The 17,496-nt window shown below is 72.6% G+C and carries 14 protein-coding genes; 5 read left to right on the top strand and 9 right to left on the bottom strand.

Annotation, left to right across the window (positions count from 1 at the left end; translation table 11 throughout):
• Nucleotides 1–7 precede the first annotated feature (7 nt).
• From ACT2CW_RS43910 to ACT2CW_RS43890, 5 genes are all read right to left on the bottom strand, one after another.
• Entirely contained in the window at nt 8–1,210 is a 1,203-nt protein-coding gene (locus tag ACT2CW_RS43910) for an acetylornithine transaminase (protein ID WP_414082650.1), read from the bottom strand.
• Complete coding sequence (gene argB / locus ACT2CW_RS43905) at nt 1,207–2,169, bottom strand: acetylglutamate kinase (protein WP_445520652.1); 963 nt, start codon at nt 2,167–2,169, stop codon at nt 1,207–1,209. Before argB ends, ACT2CW_RS43910 begins: the two co-directional genes overlap by 4 nt.
• Entirely contained in the window at nt 2,166–3,320 is a 1,155-nt protein-coding gene (gene argJ, locus ACT2CW_RS43900; RefSeq protein WP_445520651.1) for a bifunctional glutamate N-acetyltransferase/amino-acid acetyltransferase ArgJ, read from the bottom strand. Before argJ ends, argB begins: the two co-directional genes overlap by 4 nt.
• The gene (gene argC, locus ACT2CW_RS43895; RefSeq protein ID WP_445520650.1) at nt 3,317–4,345 is read right to left on the bottom strand and encodes an N-acetyl-gamma-glutamyl-phosphate reductase; all 1,029 of its coding nucleotides are present in this window, start codon (nt 4,343–4,345) and stop codon (nt 3,317–3,319) included. The genes argJ and argC overlap by 4 nt, the downstream gene beginning before the upstream one ends.
• Nucleotides 4,346–4,439: 94 nt before the next feature.
• Nucleotides 4,440–5,333 (bottom strand): NADP-dependent oxidoreductase, encoded by an 894-nt coding sequence (locus tag ACT2CW_RS43890; RefSeq protein ID WP_445520649.1) that lies wholly within the window; start codon nt 5,331–5,333, stop codon nt 4,440–4,442.
• Between the two features lie 71 nt (nt 5,334–5,404).
• Between ACT2CW_RS43890 and ACT2CW_RS43885 the strand changes: the two genes are divergently transcribed.
• Nucleotides 5,405–5,992 (top strand): TetR/AcrR family transcriptional regulator, encoded by a 588-nt coding sequence (locus ACT2CW_RS43885; protein WP_445520648.1) that lies wholly within the window; start codon nt 5,405–5,407, stop codon nt 5,990–5,992.
• A 139-nt stretch (nt 5,993–6,131) separates the two neighbouring features.
• On the opposite strand, the gene ACT2CW_RS43880 is transcribed toward ACT2CW_RS43885, so the two are convergent.
• Nucleotides 6,132–8,351 (bottom strand): NADP-dependent isocitrate dehydrogenase, encoded by a 2,220-nt coding sequence (locus ACT2CW_RS43880; RefSeq protein WP_445520647.1) that lies wholly within the window; start codon nt 8,349–8,351, stop codon nt 6,132–6,134.
• 138 nt (nt 8,352–8,489) lie between these two features.
• Between ACT2CW_RS43880 and ACT2CW_RS43875 the strand changes: the two genes are divergently transcribed.
• Nucleotides 8,490–9,023, top strand: a complete 534-nt coding sequence (locus tag ACT2CW_RS43875) for a GNAT family N-acetyltransferase (RefSeq protein WP_445520701.1) — start codon at nt 8,490–8,492, stop codon at nt 9,021–9,023.
• Nucleotides 9,024–9,051: 28 nt separating this feature from the next.
• Here ACT2CW_RS43875 and ACT2CW_RS43870 read toward each other — a convergent pair whose 3' ends face one another.
• Together ACT2CW_RS43870 and ACT2CW_RS43865 are read right to left on the bottom strand one after the other, a co-directional pair.
• A complete protein-coding gene (locus ACT2CW_RS43870) occupies nt 9,052–9,624 on the bottom strand; it encodes a histidine phosphatase family protein (RefSeq protein WP_182469727.1) in 573 nt (190 codons plus the stop codon).
• Between the two features lie 742 nt (nt 9,625–10,366).
• Nucleotides 10,367–11,815, bottom strand: coding sequence for an aminotransferase-like domain-containing protein (locus ACT2CW_RS43865; protein ID WP_445520646.1), 1,449 nt, complete (start codon nt 11,813–11,815; stop codon nt 10,367–10,369).
• On the opposite strand from ACT2CW_RS43865, the gene ACT2CW_RS43860 reads away from it, so the two are divergent.
• Both ACT2CW_RS43860 and ACT2CW_RS43855 read left to right on the top strand, forming a co-directional pair.
• Nucleotides 11,814–13,016 carry a DMT family transporter gene (locus tag ACT2CW_RS43860; RefSeq protein ID WP_445520645.1) on the top strand — a complete coding sequence of 401 codons (1,203 nt, stop codon included), beginning with the start codon at nt 11,814–11,816 and terminating at the stop codon, nt 13,014–13,016. The two genes, ACT2CW_RS43865 and ACT2CW_RS43860, sit on opposite strands and share 2 nt — an antisense overlap.
• A gap of 85 nt (nt 13,017–13,101) precedes the next feature.
• The gene (locus ACT2CW_RS43855) at nt 13,102–13,308 is read left to right on the top strand and encodes a DUF1918 domain-containing protein (protein ID WP_020867170.1); all 207 of its coding nucleotides are present in this window, start codon (nt 13,102–13,104) and stop codon (nt 13,306–13,308) included.
• A gap of 308 nt (nt 13,309–13,616) precedes the next feature.
• On the opposite strand, the gene ACT2CW_RS43850 is transcribed toward ACT2CW_RS43855, so the two are convergent.
• A complete protein-coding gene (locus ACT2CW_RS43850) occupies nt 13,617–14,849 on the bottom strand; it encodes a glycoside hydrolase family 10 protein (RefSeq protein WP_445520644.1) in 1,233 nt (410 codons plus the stop codon).
• Nucleotides 14,850–15,104: 255 nt separating this feature from the next.
• On the opposite strand from ACT2CW_RS43850, the gene ACT2CW_RS43845 reads away from it, so the two are divergent.
• Nucleotides 15,105–17,423, top strand: a complete 2,319-nt coding sequence (locus ACT2CW_RS43845) for a xyloglucanase (RefSeq protein ID WP_445520700.1) — start codon at nt 15,105–15,107, stop codon at nt 17,421–17,423.
• The last annotated feature ends 73 nt before the right edge of the window (nt 17,424–17,496 follow it).

Raw genomic sequence — 17,496 nt, 5'->3', positions numbered from 1 at the left:
GGTGTCGTCAGTCTCCGGCTCGTCGTTCCCCGTCTCCCTCATGTGCGGCGTCCAGGACGGCGGGCAGCTCCCGGAGGAAGGTGTCCACCTCGCCGTCGGAGATGACGAGCGGCGGGGCGAGCCGGACCACATCCGGCGCGACCGCGTTCACCAGGAGTCCCGCGTCCTGAGCCGCCTTCTGCACCTGCGGCGCGAGGGACTCTGTGAGCACGATACCGAGCAGCAGCCCGGCGCCGCGGACCCGGGCGACCGATGCGTGGTCGAGCGACTCGATTCCGTTACGCAGCCGCTCCCCCGCCCGCTTGACCCGGTCCAGGAGGCCGTCGGCGGCGATGGTGTCGAGGACGGCGAGACCGGCCGCGCAGGAGACGGGGTTGCCGCCGAAGGTGGAGCCGTGCTGCCCCGGGGTCAGCAGGTCGGCCGCGGGCCCGAAGGCCAGGGTGGCGCCGATGGGCAGCCCGGCGCCGAGCCCCTTGGCGAGGGTGACGACATCGGGCTCGACGCCCTGCGCCTGGTGCTCGAACCAGTGCCCGGTCCGCCCGATCCCGGTCTGGATCTCGTCGAGCACCAGCAGGGTGCCGGTGGCCCGGGTGATCTCCCGCGCCGCGGCCAGATAGCCGGCCGGCGGCACGATGACGCCGTTCTCGCCCTGGATGGGCTCCAGGATGACGAGGGCGGTGTCGGTGGTGACGGCCGCGCGCAGCGCCTCCACGTCCCCGTACGGCACATGGGTCACATCGCCGGGCAGCGGGAGGAAGGGCTCCTGCTTGGCGGGCTGGCCGGTCAGGGCCAGCGCGCCCATGGTGCGGCCGTGGAAGCCGCCGTCGGTGGCCACCATATGGGTGCGCCCGGTGCGCCGCCCGATCTTGAAGGCGGCCTCGACCGCCTCCGCGCCGGAGTTGGAGAAGTACACGCGTCCGGAGCGGCCGGAGAGCTGGAGCAGCCGCTCGGCGAGCGCCACCGGGGGCTCGGCCACGAAGAGGTTGGAGACATGGCCGAGGGTGGCGATCTGGTCGGACACCGCCCGGACGACGGCCGGGTGGGCATGGCCGAGGGAGTTGACCGCGATACCGCCGACGAAGTCGAGGTACTCCTTGCCGTCCGCGTCCCAGACCTTGGTGCCCTCACCGTGGGTGAGCGGGAGGCGGGGGGTGCCGTAGTTGTCCATGAGCGCCCCCTGCCAGCGCCGCTTCAGCTCCGCGTTGCTCACTGGTCCTCCCCCTTGTCGCCGTCGCTGTCCTGGTCTTCCGTGTCTTCCGTGCCGATCGCGGCCCCGTCCGGCAGGACCATCGTGCCGATGCCCTCGTCGGTGAAGATCTCCAGCAGGATGGAGTGCGGTACCCGCCCGTCGAGCACCCGGGCGGTGGTGACGCCGTGGCGCACGGCGTACAGACAGCCCTCCATCTTCGGCACCATGCCGCTGGCCAGCTCCGGCAGCAGCTTCTCCAGCTGGCTCGCGGTGAGCTTGCTGATCACCTCGTCGCTGTTGGGCCAGTCGGCGTAGAGGCCCTCGACATCGGTGAGCACCATCAGCGTTTCGGCGCCCAGCGCGACGGCGAGGGCGGCCGCGGCCGTGTCGGCGTTGACGTTGTAGACATGGCCGTCGTCGGCGCTGCGGGCGATGGAGGAGACGACCGGGATCCGGCCGTCGTCCAGCAGGGCCCGGACCGCGCCGGTGTCCATCTCGGTGATCTGGCCGACCCGTCCGATGTCCACCTGCTCGCCGTCGATCTCGGCGAAGTGCTTGGTGGCGGACATCAGATGGGCGTCCTCGCCGGTCATGCCGACGGCCAGCGGGCCGTGCCGGTTGAGCAGCCCGACCAGTTCGCGCTGGACCTGTCCGGCCAGCACCATCCGTACGACGTCCATGGCGTCGTCGGTGGTGACCCGCAGCCCGGCCTTGAACTCGCTCACCAGGCCGTGCCGGTCCAGCTGTGCGCTGATCTGGGGGCCGCCGCCGTGGACGACGACCGGGCGCAGACCCGCGTGGCGCAGGAAGACGACGTCCTGGGCGAAGGCGGCCTTCAGCTCGTCGTCGACCATGGCGTTGCCGCCGAACTTGACCACCACGGTCTTGCCGTGGTGCCGGGTCAGCCACGGCAGCGCCTCGATGAGGATGCGGGCCTTGGGCAGGGCGGTGTGCTTACGGGTGGTGGTCGGCCGGCTCATGACGCGTACGCGCTGTTCTCGTGGACGTAGTCGGCGGTGAGGTCGTTGGCCCAGATGACCGCCGAGGCGCTGCCCGCGGACAGGTCGGCGGTGATGCGGACCTCGCGGTAGCGCATGTCGACCAGCTCCCGGTCCTCGCCCACCGAGCCGTTCTTGCACACCCAGACGTCGTTGATCGCGACGTTGAGCTGGTCCGGTTCGAAGGCGGCCGAGGTGGTGCCGATCGCGGAGAGCACCCGGCCCCAGTTGGGGTCCTCGCCGTGCACGGCGCACTTGAGGAGGTTGTTACGGGCGATCGAGCGGCCCACCTCCACCGCGTCGTCCTCGGTGGCCGCGCCCACGACCTCGATCCGGATGTCCTTGGAGGCGCCCTCGGCGTCCCCGATCAGCTGGCGGGCGAGATCGGCGCAGACCTCGCGGACCGCCTCGGCGAACTCCGCGGTGTCGGGGGCGGCACCGGAGGCGCCGGAGGCCATCAGCAGCACCATGTCGTTGGTGGACATGCAGCCGTCGGAGTCGATCCGGTCGAAGGTGGTGCGGGTGGCGGCGCGCAGTGCGGTGTCCAGTCCGGGGGCGTCCACGTCGGCGTCGGTGGTGAGGACGACGAGCATGGTGGCCAGGCCCGGGGCCAGCATCCCGGCGCCCTTGGCCATACCGCCCACGGTCCAGCCGGCCGGGCTCTGTACGACGGCCGTCTTGTGGACGGTGTCGGTGGTCTTGATGGCGATCGCGGCCTTCTCGCCGCCGTGCGGGGAGAGCGCCTCGGCGGCCTTGCCGACCCCGGACAGCACCGCGTCCATGGGCAGCCGGACGCCGATGAGCCCGGTGGAGGCCACGGCGACCTCGCCCGCGCTGTGGCCGAGGACCTCCGCGACCTTCTCGGCGGTGGCGTGGGTGTCCTGGAAGCCCAGCGGGCCGGTGCAGGCGTTGGCGCCACCGGAGTTGAGGACGGCGGCCGAGACCTGACCGCCCTTGATGACCTGCTCGGACCACAGGACGGGGGCGGCCTTGACGCGGTTGGAGGTGAAGACGGCCGCGGCGGCGAGGCGCGGGCCGGTGTTCACCACGAGTGCGAGGTCGGGGTTTCCGTTCTCCTTGATCCCTGCCGCGACGCCGGAGGCCGTGAAGCCCTGGGCTGCCGTAACGCTCATGGAGCGACTCCGATCGTGGAAAGTCCCAGCTCCTCGGGGAGGCCGAGGGCGATGTTCATGCTCTGCACCGCGCCGCCCGCGGTGCCCTTGGTCAGGTTGTCGATGGCGCTGATCACGAGGGCGCGGCCGGCCGCCTCGTCATGGGCGACCTGGAGCAGCGCGGCGTTGGATCCGTACACGGCGGCGGTGGAGGGCCACTGGCCCTCGGGGAGGAGGGTGACGAACGGTTCGTCCCGCAGCGCCTTGTCGTACGCGGCGCGCAGGCTCTCCCCGGTGACTCCGGGCCTGGCCTTGGCGCTGCACGTGGCGAGGATGCCGCGGGGCATCGGGGCGAGGGTCGGGGTGAAGGAGACCGACACCCGCTCCCCCGCTGCGGCGGACAGGTTCTGGATCATCTCGGGGGTGTGCCGGTGGCCGCCGCCGACGCCGTACGGGCTCATGGAGCCCATGACCTCGCTGCCCAGCAGATGCGGCTTGGGCGCCTTGCCCGCGCCCGAGGTCCCGGAGGCGGCGACGATGACCGCCTCCGGCTCCAGCAGCCCGGCCGCGTACGCCGGGAAGAGCGCGAGGGAGACGGCGGTGGGGTAGCAGCCCGGCACCGCGATGCGCTTGGCGCCCGCCAGCGCGGCGCGGGCGCCGGGCAGCTCGGGCAGGCCGTAGGGCCAGGTGCCGGCGTGCGGCGAACCGTAGAACTTCTCCCAGTCCGCCGCGTCCTTCAGCCGGAAGTCGGCACCGCAGTCGACGACCAGGACCTGGTCCCCGAGCTGCTCGGCCACGGCGGCGGACTGCCCGTGCGGCAGCGCCAGGAAGACCACGTCGTGCCCGGCCAGCGCCTCGGCGGTGGTGGGCTCCAGCACCCGCCCGGCCAGCGGGAGCAGATGGGGCTGAAGCCCGGCGAGGGGCTGTCCGGCGTTGGAGTTTCCGGTCAGGGTGCCGATCTCCACCTCGGGGTGGGCGAGCAGCAGCCGCAGCAGTTCCCCGCCCGCGTATCCGCTCGCGCCCGCCACCGCAGCACGTATGGCCATCGCCGTCGTCCTCCCTAGATGATGGCATGACTATACGTTCGGCGACAGCTTTATGCAAAGGGTGGCCGGATTCCCACCGCCGAGATGAAGCGGCTCAGATGACGATGACCCGGCGCCCGCGCGTATGACCGGCCTGGCTGTCGATATGCGCCGCCGCGGCCTCGGCGAGCGGGTACGACTTCTCCACCGGGATGTGGAGCCTTCCGCGCGAGATGAGGTCGACGGCCTCGGCGAGCGCTTCCGGCACGCTCCCGGCCACGCCGGAGAACCGGACGCCGAGCTCCGGCGCGCCGAGGTCGGCGATGGAGATCACCTTCCGCGGATCGCCGGTCAGCTCGACGAGTTCGCGGATCACCCCCGAACCGGCCAGGTCGAGAGCCGCGTCGACCCGGCCGAGCCGCCGCACCCGCTCGACCCAGCCCTCGCCGTACGTCGTGGGGATGGCGCCCAGGCTCCGCAGATAGTCCTGGTTCGCGGCCCCGGCCGTGCCGATCACCGTGATGCCGCGGTCGTGGGCGATCTGGAGCACCGCCGAGCCGACTCCCCCGGACGCGCCGCTGACCAGCAGCGTCTGGCCGGGCCGTACGCCGACCTCGCGGATGACGCGCAGCGCGGTCTCCACCACGGAGGGGTATCCGGCCGCCTCCTCGAACGTCAGCCCCTCGGGCATCCGGGCCCAGGCCGACAGCACGGCGAACTCGGCATAGGTGCTCGAACCCTCGCCGAACACACGGTCGCCGACCTCGACCCCTTCGACGCCCTCGCCGACCTCGTCCACCACCCCGGAGGCGTCCAGCCCGACTCCGGAGGGCAACACGGTCGGATGGGCCCCCAGGACCTGGCCTTCACGGATCCGCCAGTCGACGGGGTTCACGCCCGCCGCCCGCACGGCGATGCGTATCCGGCCGGGGCCCGCGTGGGGCTCCTCGGCGTCGATGAGGTGCAGAACGTCCGGACCGCCGAACTCGGCGAAGCTCACTTTCTTCATGTCGCCGACCGTAACACTAACGGTTAGGGTTTAAAAACGGTTTCGGTTTTGGATTTGATAGCGTGAGGCGCATGACCGTGCCGCCCGGACGCCGTGAGCGCAAGAAGGCCGCGACCCGCCAGAAGATCGCCGATACCGCCCTGCGGCTCTTCCAGGAACGCGGGTACGAGGCGGTGGGCATCCGTGAGGTGGCTGCCGAGGCCGACGTGGCCGTCACCACGCTCTTCTCCCACTTCGCCTCGAAAGAGGCCCTGGTGTTCGAGCAGGACCGGGACTTCGAGCAACGCCTCACCCAGGCGGTCACCGGCCGGGCGCCGGACGAGCCGCTCCTCCCCGCGCTGCGCCGTGAGATCCACGCCCTGGTGCGCCATTGCACGGCGGACGGCGCCGCCCCGATCTGGCACATGATCGAGGCATCGCCCGCACTGCGGGAGTACGAGGAGTCGATGAGGCTGCGCCATGCCGAGTCGCTGGCGGCGGCCATCGCCGCCGATCCCGGGCTGTCGCGGACCACGACGGCCTGCCGGACGATCGCGAGGTTCGTGATCGACGCCTATGCGCTGGCCCGTGAGGCGGCCGACCCGGAGGCCGCGGTGGACGAGATCTTCCGGATGATCGAGGCGGCCTGGGAGGTCGCCGCACCGGCCCGGCGGGCGTGAGGAACTGTTCCTCCAGGTAAAAACTGTTCCTCCAGGTAAAAGGAACCGCCCCCGGCCGGGCGAGTGCCGGCCGGGGGCGGTGTGGTGCGGTGTGGTGGTGCTTCAGGCGCGCCAGACGGGTCAGGCGCGCCCGGCGGGGTCAGCCGAGGGTGGCGAGGGCCTGGTTGAAGGTCGCGGACGGGCGCATGACGGCCGCGGCCTTGGCCGTGTCGGGCCGGTAGTAGCCGCCGATGTCGGCCGGGGAGCCCTGGACCGCGAGCAGCTCGTCGACGATCGTCTGCTCCTGGGCGGAGAGCGTCTCGGCGAGCTGGGCGAACGCCTTGGCCAGGTCGGCGTCGTCGGTCTGCTTGGCCAGTTCCTGGGCCCAGTACAGGGCCAGGTAGAAGTGGCTGCCGCGGTTGTCGATACCGCCGACGCGACGGCTGGGCGACTTGTTCTCGGCGAGGAAGGTGCCGGTCGCCCGGTCGAGGGTGTCGGCGAGGACCTGGGCCCGCGCGTTGCCCGTCTTCTGCGCGAGGTGCTCGAAGCTGACCGCGAGGGCCAGGAACTCGCCCAGGCTGTCCCAGCGCAGGTAGTTCTCCTTGACCAGCTGCTGGACGTGCTTGGGCGCCGAGCCGCCCGCGCCGGTCTCGAACAGACCGCCGCCGTTGATCAGCGGGACGACCGAGAGCATCTTGGCGCTGGTGCCCAGCTCCAGGATGGGGAACAGGTCGGTCAGGTAGTCACGCAGGACGTTGCCGGTGACCGAGATCGTGTTCTCACCGCGGCGGATCCGCTCGAGGGAGAGCTTGATCGCCTCGACCGGGTCCAGGATCCTGATGTCCAGGCCCTCGGTGTCGTGCTCCGGCAGGTACGCCTTGACCTTCTCGATGAGGTTGGCGTCGTGGGCGCGGCCCTCGTCCAGCCAGAAGACGGCCGGGTCGCCGGTGGCGCGGGCGCGGGTGACGGCCAGCTTGACCCAGTCCTGGATCGGCACGTCCTTGGTCTGGCACATCCGGAAGATGTCACCGGCGCCGACGACCTGCTCGAGGACCACGTTGCCCGCCCCGTCCAGGACGCGGACGGTGCCGGTGGTGGGGATCTCGAAGGTCTTGTCGTGGCTGCCGTACTCCTCGGCCTTCTGCGCCATCAGGCCGACGTTGGGCACCGAGCCCATCGTGGCCGGGTCGAAGGCACCGTGGGCGCGGCAGTCGTCGATGACGGCCTGGTAGATCCCGGCGTAGCTGCTGTCCGGGATCACCGCGAGGGTGTCGTGCTCCTCGCCGTCCGGGCCCCACATGTGGCCGGAGGTGCGGATCATGGCCGGCATGGAGGCGTCGACGATGACGTCGGACGGCACATGCAGGTTGGTGATGCCGCGGTCGGAGTCGACCATGGCCAGCTCCGGGCCCTCGGCCAGCTCGGCGTCGAAGGACGCCTTGATCGCCGCGCCCTCGGGCAGGCCCTCCAGGCCCTTGAGGATGCCGCCCAGACCGTCGTTCGGGGTCAGGCCGGCGGCGGCGAGGGTCTCACCGTGCTCGGCGAAGGTCTTGGGGAAGAAGGCGCGTACGCCGTGGCCGAAGACGATCGGGTCGGAGACCTTCATCATCGTGGCCTTCAGGTGCAGCGAGAACAGCACGCCCTCCGCCTTGGCGCGGGCCACCTGCGCCGAGAGGAACTCGCGCAGCGCCGCGACGCGCATCACGGAGGCGTCCACGACCTCGCCCGCCAGCACCGGTACCGACTCGCGCAGCACGGTGGTGGAGCCGTCGTCGCCCGCCAGCTCGATGCGCAGCGAGCCGTCCTCCGGGATCACCACGGACTTCTCGGTGGAGCGGAAGTCATCGGTGTCCATGTGGGCCACATTGGTCTTGGAATCGGCCGTCCAGGCGCCCATGCGGTGCGGGTTGGCCTTGGCGTAGTTCTTCACCGCGGCGGCGGCGCGGCGGTCGGAGTTGCCCTCGCGCAGCACCGGGTTCACCGCGGAGCCCTTGACCTTGTCGTAACGGGCGCGGATCTCCCGCTCCTCGTCGGTCTTCGGGTCGTCCGGGTAGTCCGGCAGCGCGTAGCCCTGCTGCTGGAGCTCGGCGACCGCGGCCTTCAGCTGCGGGATCGAGGCCGAGATGTTCGGCAGCTTGATGATGTTGGCCTCGGGGGTCTTGGCAAGGTCACCCAGCTCGGCGAGGGCGTCGGGGATGCGCTGGCCCTCTTCCAGGTGCTCGGGGAACTGGGCGATGATCCGGCCCGCCAGGGAGATGTCCCGGCTCTCCACACCGACCCCGGCGGTGGAGGCATACGCCTCGATCACCGGCAGGAACGAGTACGTCGCGAGGGCAGGGGCCTCGTCCGTGTGCGTATAGATGATGGTCGAGTCAGTCACCGGGTGCTCCGCTCCACGTCTGCAACATTGCTCGACATCAAGATATCCGGTGCCGAGTGCTTTCCCGAAAGGGCCCTGGGCAGAAAGCCACGCCCTGGTCACGGCCCGCGCTCCGATGGGATCGTCCGGTCCATGCCGATGACTCTGCGGGGCGCGCGGGTGGTGCTGCGCCCCACCGTCCCTTCCGATGTTCCCTCCCTGGCCGCGATCCGCGCCACGCCCGAGGTGTACGCGCGCTGGCGGGGTGGCGAGGACCTGGTGGCGGCCGTGCGCGAGGACCTGGCCGAGCCCGGCGCCGAGCAGCTGACCATCGAGGACGGGGACGGGGACGAGGACGGGGGCGGGGGCGTGGTGATCGGCATGATCCAGTGGTCGGCCGAGGCCGATCCGGACTACCGGCACGCGAGCATCGACATCTATCTGGACCCGGCGGTGCACGGGCGGGGGCTGGGCACCGACGCCGTACGCACCCTGGCCCGCCATCTGATCGCCGACCACGGCCACCACCGGATCGTGATCGACCCGGCGGCCGACAACGCCGCCGCGATCCGCTGCTACGCCAAGGTCGGCTTCCGGCCCGTCGGCGTCATGCGGTCCTATGAGCGCGGCGCCGACGGTACGTGGCATGACGGCCTGCTGATGGATCTGCTGGCCGAGGAGCTCACGCCGTGAGCGGAGGCCCGCCCGGGGAACGCTCCGGTCACGTACCGTCCACGCGCAGCCGCCACTCGCCCGCCCGGCCGGTGAGGGTGACCGTGGAGAGCGGGCGGACGTCGACGTTCCAGTAGCAGTGCGGCGGCGCCTTGATCGCGTACATCAGGGCGGCGCGGACCACCCCGGGGTCGGCCACGGCCACCATCTTGGCGTGGTCCTCGGCCGGGCGGGTGTCCAACCAGCCGCCGATCCGCATGATGAACGCGTGCAGCGACTCCCCGCCGTGCGGTGATGAGCGCGGATCGCCGAGCCAGGCGTCCACCTCCGCGGGTTCGCGCGCCATCACATCGGCGAGGGAACGGCCCGCCCAGCGGCCCATGTCGCAGTCGCGCAGGGCGAGCTGGACCAGCGGGGTGAAGCCGAGCGCGTCGCCGGTCTCCCGGCTGCGGGTCGACGGCGAGCAGTAGCGCAGCTCCGCCGCGGCCAGCGGCAGCAGCCCGGGGGCCGCGCGCTCGGCGGCGAGCCGGCCCTCCGAATCCAGCGGCCGGTCGTCGCCGAAGCGCTCCCCCAGCCGGGAGGAGCTACGGCCGGCGGCGACCAGCGTCAGCCGAAACGTCATCCCGGCATCGTAAGGTCACGGCCGCGGCGACAGGGCCGGTAACCAGGAGAAGAGCCGCGCCTTCCGGTGTGCGCCGGGTCACCGGGCGGCTCGAAGCGGCCGTCGCGTGAACGGCGTGCGCATCGTGGGTGGCGTGCAGGGTGCGGGGTGCCCCGGAGGGGCGGGGGCGGTGTCGATGCGCGGCTCCGCCGCGCTTTCCCCTCCCGGCAGCATGCATGCGCGGCGACGCTGCCCTTCCCCCTCCCCGCCCCTTCCCGATACCAGGGGCTCCGCCCCTGGACCCCGAGTCCAGGGGCAGAGCCCCGCCACGCGGCGGAGCCGCATATCGATGCCGCGGGAAGGGACGGAGCCCGGGTTCGAGGTCTAGGGCGAAGCCCCGCTCCGAGGCCCCGGGCGGAGCCCCCGGTCCGGGGCCTGGGGCGGAGCCCGGGTTCGAGGCCTGGGGCGAAGCCCCGCTCCGGGATCTGGGACGGAGCCCGGGTCCGGGATCTGAGGCGAAGCCCCGGGTCGGCCCCGGGCGGAGCCCCAGTTTCGGGGTCTGGGGCGAAGCCCCCGGGATGGGATCTAGAGCGAAGCCCCGGTACGGGCCTGGAGCGGAGCCCGGGTTCGGGGCCTGGGACGAAGCCCCCGGTCCGGGGTCTGGGGCGGAGCCCCGGGTTCGGGGGCTGGGGCGGAGCCTCAGTTTCGGGGAGGGGCGGGGAGGGGAGCAGCTCGCCGCAGCGGGCCGGTTCGCGGGCGGGGTCTACGCCAGTACCTCCTCGCATGCGGTGCGCAACCGCCGCACCCCCTCGGCCAGTTCCCCCGTGCCCGCCACCGACGCGAAGCTCAGACGGACATGTGGCGCGGGCGGTTCGGCGCAGAAGTACGGGCGGCCGGGGGCCACGGCGACCCCGGCGCGCAGCGCGGCGGAGGCCAGGGCGGCCTCGTCGGTGCCCTGGGGCAGCCGCAGCCACAGGTGGTAGCCGCCGGGCGGAACATGGCGCAGCTCCAGCGCGGGCAGCTCCCGCCGTACGGCGGTGACGAGCGCCTCGCGGCGGGTGTGCAGTTCCGCGGCCACGGCGCGCAGATGGCGGGGCCAGGAAGGCGCGCCGACGAGTTCCAGGGCGGTCTCCTGGAGCGGGCGGGGCACGAAGAAGCTGTCGACCACCTGGATCGCGCGCAGCCGCTCCAGCGCGGGGCCGCGGGCGGCGAGCGCGCCCACCCGCAGGCTCGGCGAGGTGGCCTTGGTGAGCGAGCAGACGTGGACCACCGCCCCGTCGGGGTCGTCCGCGGCGAGGGTGGCGGGCAGCGGGCCCGCGTCCTCGTGGACGAGCCGGCGCGCGAAGTCGTCCTCCACCACGAACGCGCCCGCCTCGCGGGCGATCGCGAGCACCTCCCGGCGCCGCTCGGTGGAGAGCATCGCGCCGGTGGGGTTCTGGAACAGCGGCTGGCAGACGAAGACCCGGGCGCCGGTCGCCCGCAGCGCCTCGGCGAGCAGATCGGGGCGCACCCCGTCGGCGTCCACCGGGACCGGGACGGGCCGCAGCCCGGAGGCGCGGGCGGCGGCGAGCATGCCGGGGTAGGTCGGGGACTCGACGAGGACGGGCGCGCCGGGCGGTGCGAGCGCGCGCAGCGCGCAGGTGAGCGCGGACTGGCCGCCCGCGGTGACCAGGACGTCGGAGGCGCCGATGGCCCCGGCCGGGCCGCCGATCTCGCGGGCGAACCAGGCGCGCAGTTCGGGCAGGCCCTCCACCGGCGGGCGGCCCCAGGCCCCGGGCCGCCGCCCGGCGCGGGCCAGGGCGGCGGCCAGCGCCCGTTCGGGCTGGAGGGAGGAGTGCAGATAGCCGCCGTTGAACTCCAGGATCCCGGGCGGCGGGGCGGCGAGCGTGGCCAGGACGCCGGAGGCGTCCACCGAGCGCGGCACCGACTCACCGGCCGTCTCCACGCTCAGCGCGACCTCCTGCCAGGAGGTGTCGCCCGGCCGCGGCGCCCCGGCCCGTGGCCGGTCGGCGCGGAAGGCACCGGCGCCGGGGCGGGTGACCACCAGCCCTTCGGCGACGAGCGCGGCGAGGGCGCGGGAGACGGTCACCGGGCTCACCCGGTGGCGCTCGACCAGGGCCCGACTGGACGGCAGCTTCTCACCGGGTGAGTAGCGGTCCAGGTCCCGTCGCAGCGATTCCGCGAGGTCAGCCACACTGCTACGCTGTTGCATGACAGCACAGGATAGCGCTACTGACGGCAGTGCGATAGCGGTGAGCGGCGCCCCCGCGCCGGGTGCCACCCCGGCCCCGAGCGCCGGTCCCGCCCCGGGCGCCACCCCAGGTGCCCGTCCCGCCCCGGGTGCCGACCCCGCCCCGCGCGGCGGCCCCTCCCCGGGCCGGGGCGGCGCTCACGCCGCGGCCCCGGCGCTCCCGACACCGTTCGCCCTCCGCACCGGCACCCTGCTCGCCGCCCTCGGCGTGGCCGCCTTCTCCCTCACCTTCCCCGCCACCGCCTGGGCGCTCACCGGCCTCGGCCCCTGGTCGGTGACCACCTGCCGGGTGGTGCTCGCCGCGCTGATCGCGGGCGGGGCGCTGGCCGCCCTGCGGGTCCCGGTGCCGGACCGCCGCCACTGGCCGGGGCTGCTGGTCGTCGCGGCCGGGGTCGTCGTGGGCTTCCCGCTGCTGACCACGCTCGCCCTGGAGACCTCCACCACCGCGCACGCGGCCGTGGTGGTCGGCCTGCTGCCGCTCACCACCGCCGCCTTCTCCGCCGTACGCACCGGGGTGCGGCCCTCACGGGTGTTCTGGGCGGCGGCGCTGGCCGGGGCCGCGGTCGTGATCGCCTTCGCGGTGCAGCAGAGCGGTGGGGCGCTCACCGCCGGCGATCTGTATCTGTTCGGCGCGCTGGTGGTGTGCGCGGCGGGCTACACCGAGGGCGGGCGGCTGGCCGGCCATATGCCGGGCTGGCAGGTGATCGGCTGGGCGCTGGTGGGCTGTCTGCCGCTGTCGGTGCCGGGCGCGGTGCTCGCGCTGGCGGGCGAGGACGTCCACCTCGGCGGCCGTGCGGTGGCCGGGCTGCTGTGGCTGGCGGTCGGTTCGCAGTTCGTGGGCCTGGTGGTCTGGTACCGGGGGATGGCCGCCATCGGAGTGGCCAGGGCCAGCCAGCTCCAACTGGCCCAGCCGCTGCTCACCCTGGTGTGGTCGGTGCTGCTGCTCGGCGAGACGCTGACCCCCGCGGCCCCGATCGCCGCCGTCGCGGTGCTGGTGTGCATCGGGGTGACGCAGCGGGCCCGGGTCCCGGCGGGCGTGGTACGGGCCTCCGGCCCCGGCGGGACGCGCACGGCCGAAACCGTCGAAGGGGCCGGACGGATCCCCGAAACGGCTGACCCGAATCACTCCCCGGCCGGAGCAAACCAGGACAACCGGCCATAGACTGGCCTCAGGGATCGCATGCCCTCAGCAGACCGCATGCCCTCGGCAGACCGTATTGCCCTCCAGCGGACGGGAGGTCACGCACATGGAGGCGACCGTAGGTGACAAGCTGCTGGTGCACGGCAGGGTTGTCGGAATTCACGATCGTGTAGCGGAGATCATCGAAGTGCTCGGGGATAACGGGGAACCGCCCTACCGCGTGCGTTACGAGGACGACGGACACGAGTGCCTGTTCTCGCCCGGGCCCGACTCGGTCGTCCGCCACTTGGCCGCCGGCCCCGGGCAGCGTTAGGGCGGAGCCGCATACCCACAACTGGGGCTCCGCCCCAGACCCCGCTCCTCAAACGCCGGAGGGGCTGGAAGGTCAGACCCCGCTCCTCAAACTCCCCCAGCTACCGCTGGGAGGTGCCCCCTGGAGGGGCTGGAAGGTGGGGCTCCGCCCCGGACCCCGGGCCCAGGGGCGAAGCCCCTGCCACGCGGCAGAGCCGCATATCGGCGCTATATCGGCGCTGCGGGCGAGACGGGGCGGGGACAGGAGCAGCCCGCCGGGCGCCCCGTAGCCGTCCCCGCTGACCCCGCTGACCCGGGGCAGGCCCCGGGTCAGCGGGGCGGGCGGACGCGATACGGATAGTGGTCGGCGACCACACGCGCCATGGCGCCGTTGCGGTCGGCGGCCACTTCCTTCGCCGAGAAGTACACATTGCCGCGCACCTGCGGAAAGCCCCGGTCGAAGGCGAGGTGCCGGGACAGCTCCGCCGGGTCCTGCCAGGGCGCGGGCTGCGCCGGATCGCCCGCCTTGTAGAGCGCCTCGCCGATGTAGAGGTTCACCCCGGTGTCCCGGACCGCCTCCGACCACCAGGGGACGAGCACCGCGTAGTCGGCGGCGGCGAAGCCGATGTTCCAGTAGACCTGTGGGACGACGTAATCCAGCCATCCCCGCCGCACCCAGCCACGGGTGTCCGCGTAGAGGTCGTCGTAGGTCTGCACCCCCGCCGTGGTGGCGGAGCCGAGCGGGTCGGTGGCCTGGTTGCGCCAGACGCCGAAGGGGCTGATGCCGAACCGCACCCGCTGCTTCAGCCGTTTGACGCGCACGGCCGTCTCGTACACCAGCCGGTCGATGTTGTTCCGCCGCCAGGCCGCACGGTCCGGGAAGCCCGCGCCGTGGCGCTCGTACGCCGCGTCGTCGTCGAAGACCTGCCCGGCCACCGGATACGGGTAGAAGTAGTCGTCCCAGTGGACGGCGTCGATGTCATAGCGCGCGACCGCGTCCAGCATGGCGTCCTGGACGAAGCGGCGGACCTCGGGCAGCCCGGGGTTGTAGTAGAGCTTCCCGCCGTACGGGACGACCCAGTCGGGGTGCACCCGGGCCGGATGGGTGGGGATCAGCCGCGACGGATCGGTGTGGTTGGCGATCCGGTACGGGTTGAACCAGGCGTGCAGCTCAAGACCGCGCCGGTGTGCCTCGCGCACGGCGGTGCCCAGCGGATCCCAGCCCGGGTCCCTGCCCTGGACACCGGTGAGGCACTCCGCCCACGGCTCGTACGGTGAGGGCCACAGCGCGTCCGCCGTCGGCCGCACCTGGAAGACCACCGCGTTGAGCCGGCGGCTCACGGCGGTGTCGAGGAAGCCCAGCAGCTCGGCCCGCTGCCGCTCCGCGGGGAGACCGGGCCTGGACGGCCAGTCGCGGTTGGCGACGGTGGCCAGCCACATCCCGCGGAACTCGGGCCGGTGCCCACCCCCTCGCCCCTCCGCCAGCGCGTCACCCGCCGTGACGGTGGCGGCCAGGGCCCCGGCGGCCGCCACCGTGAGACTTCTGCGCGTGATCCGACCCATGAAACCCAGCTCCTCGCCCCAGGGACCTGCACGGCAACTCCCGCTGATGATGGGGCCCTTGTGGGGCGCCCGCAATGCCTACCGCGAATCCCGGACGGTCCGGCCCAACGCCCCTCGAGGACCCCTTGACTTCACTCTTCTCGCACGGCCATCCGGCCGCTAGCATCGGATGACGCACGCATGGGAGCGCTCCCAAATACCCTCGTCCGCATGGCCCGCACGCCTCACACCCCCACGTCCGGAGAGGAAGTTCCCGTGCGCAGCAACGGCAGAAGACCGGTCGGCGCGCTCATGGCCGCGCTGGCGCTCGTCGGCGGATTACTCACCGCGGCGGCCTCCCCCGCCGCGGCCCGCCCCGAAGCCGCCCCCGCCCGGGGCACCGCCCAGGCCGACGCCTACACCTGGAAGAACGTCCGCGTGGACGGCGGCGGCTTCGTCCCCGGCATCGTCTTCAACCGCAAGGAGAAGAACCTCGCCTACGCCCGCACCGACATCGGCGGGGCGTACCGCTGGGACCAGTCCGGCAAGCGGTGGGTGCCGCTGCTGGACTCGCTGGACTGGGACCACTGGGGCTGGACCGGGGTGGTGAGCCTGGCCAGCGACTCGGTGGATCCCAACAAGGTCTATGTGGCGGCCGGTACGTACACCAACAGCTGGGACCCGGGCAATGGCGCGATCCTGCGCTCGTCCAACCGGGGCGCCAGCTGGCAGTCCACCACCCTCCCCTTCAAGCTGGGCGGCAACATGCCCGGCCGCGGCATGGGTGAGCGGCTGGCGGTGGACCCCAACCGGAACAGCGTGCTCTACCTCGGCGCGCCGAGCGGCAACGGGCTGTGGCGCTCCACCGACTCCGGTGTCACCTGGTCCAAGGTGACGTCCTTCCCCAACCCCGGCACATACGTCCAGGACGCGAGCGACACCAGCGGCTATCTGAGCGACAACCAGGGCGTGGTGTGGGTGACCTTCGACGAGCGCACCGGCTCCTCCGGCAGCGCCACGAAGACCATCTACGTGGGCGTGGCGGACAAGGACAACACCGTCTACCGCTCGACGGACGCGGGCGCCACCTGGTCGCGGGTGGCCGGGCAGCCCACCGGCTATCTCTCCCACAAGGGCGTCCTGGACGCCAAGAACGGCTATCTGTACCTGACCACCAGCGACAAGGGCGGCCCGTACGACGGGGAGAAGGGCCAGGTGTGGCGGTACACCACGGCCACCGGGGAGTGGAAGAACATCAGCCCCATGGCGGACGCCGACACCTACTTCGGCTACAGCGGGCTCACGGTCGACCGCCAGAAGCCGGGCACGCTGATGGTGACCGGCTACAGCTCCTGGTGGCCGGACACCCAGATCTTCCGCTCCACCGACTCCGGCGCCACCTGGACCCGGGCCTGGGACTTCACCAGCTATCCGAACCGGTCCTTCCGCTACACCCAGGACGTCAGTGCCGTCCCCTGGCTGACCTTCGGCACCAACCCCTCCCCGCCCGAAGTCACCCCGAAGCTGGGCTGGATGACCGAGGCGCTGGAGATCGACCCGTTCGACTCCAACCGGATGATGTACGGCACGGGGGCGACGGTCTACGGTACGGAGAACCTCGGAAACTGGGACACGGGCGGCAAAATCGCCATCACGCCCATGGTCAAGGGCCTGGAGGAGACGGCGGTCAATGACCTGGCCAGCCCGCCCGCCGGCGCCCCGCTGCTCAGCGCGCTCGGTGACATCGGGGGCTTCCGGCACACCGATCCCGACGCGGTGCCCGCGAGGATGTACACCTCGCCGACGTTCACCACGACCACCAGCCTGGACTACGCCGAGACCAGTCCGAATACCGTGGTCCGGGTGGGGAACAACGACTCCGCGCCGCGGATCGCCTTCTCGACCGACAACGGCGCCAACTGGTTCCAGGGCAGCGAGCCGTCCGGGGTCACCGGCGGCGGCACGGTGGCCGCGGCGGCCGACGGCAGCGGCTTCGTCTGGGCCCCGGAGGGCACCTCGGCCGTCTACCACACCACCGGTTTCGGCAACGCGTGGTCGGCGTCGAGCGGCATCCCGGCCGGGGCGGTCGTGGAGTCCGACCGTAAGAATCCCAAGAAGTTCTACGGCTTCAAGGCGGGCACCTTCTACGTCTCCACCGACGGCGGCGCCACCTTCACCGCCCGGGCCTCCGCCGGACTGCCGGCCGACGGCCCGGTGCGGTTCAAGGCGCTGCCGGGCGCCGAGGGCGACATCTGGCTCGCGGGCGGCGGCACCGGCGGGGCGTACGGGCTGTGGCACTCCACGGACTCCGGCGCGACCTTCACCAAGCTGAGCGGCGTCCAGCAGGCGGACACCATCGGCTTCGGCAAGGCGGCGCCGGGCGCCTCGTACCAGGCGCTCTACACCAGCGCGAGAATCGGCGGGGTACGCGGCATCTTCCGCTCCACGGACGCCGGGGCGAGCTGGACCCGGATCAACGACGACGCCCATCAGTGGGGCTGGACGGGCGCCTCGATCACCGGCGACCCACGGGTCTACGGACGGGTCTACGTGGCCACCAACGGGCGCGGCATTCTGCGCGGCGACATCTCCTGACGGCGGGGGCGGGGGGGGGGGGGGGTGTTGTTTGTTTCCTTCTTCCTCCCCCCCCCCTCCCCAACACTAGCCC

The sequence above is a fragment of the Streptomyces sp. NEAU-174 genome (genome assembly GCF_052665095.1).
This window is presented reverse-complemented; position numbering and strand designations above follow the sequence as displayed.

Excerpts from the sequence above, each read along its gene's own strand:
- argB (WP_445520652.1), bottom strand. The coding sequence starts at position 2,169 with ATGAGCCGGCCGACCACCACCCGTAAGCACACCGCCCTGCCCAAGGCC.
- argJ (WP_445520651.1), bottom strand. The coding sequence starts at position 3,320 with ATGAGCGTTACGGCAGCCCAGGGCTTCACGGCCTCCGGCGTCGCGGCA.
- argC (WP_445520650.1), bottom strand. The coding sequence starts at position 4,345 with ATGGCCATACGTGCTGCGGTGGCGGGCGCGAGCGGATACGCGGGCGGG.
- ACT2CW_RS43890 (WP_445520649.1), bottom strand. The coding sequence starts at position 5,333 with ATGAAGAAAGTGAGCTTCGCCGAGTTCGGCGGTCCGGACGTTCTGCAC.
- ACT2CW_RS43885 (WP_445520648.1), top strand. The coding sequence starts at position 5,405 with ATGACCGTGCCGCCCGGACGCCGTGAGCGCAAGAAGGCCGCGACCCGC.
- ACT2CW_RS43875 (WP_445520701.1), top strand. The coding sequence starts at position 8,490 with ATGACTCTGCGGGGCGCGCGGGTGGTGCTGCGCCCCACCGTCCCTTCC.
- ACT2CW_RS43870 (WP_182469727.1), bottom strand. The coding sequence starts at position 9,624 with ATGACGTTTCGGCTGACGCTGGTCGCCGCCGGCCGTAGCTCCTCCCGG.
- ACT2CW_RS43860 (WP_445520645.1), top strand. The coding sequence starts at position 11,814 with ATGACAGCACAGGATAGCGCTACTGACGGCAGTGCGATAGCGGTGAGC.
- ACT2CW_RS43865 (WP_445520646.1), bottom strand. The coding sequence starts at position 11,815 with ATGCAACAGCGTAGCAGTGTGGCTGACCTCGCGGAATCGCTGCGACGG.
- ACT2CW_RS43855 (WP_020867170.1), top strand. The coding sequence starts at position 13,102 with ATGGAGGCGACCGTAGGTGACAAGCTGCTGGTGCACGGCAGGGTTGTC.
- ACT2CW_RS43850 (WP_445520644.1), bottom strand. The coding sequence starts at position 14,849 with ATGGGTCGGATCACGCGCAGAAGTCTCACGGTGGCGGCCGCCGGGGCC.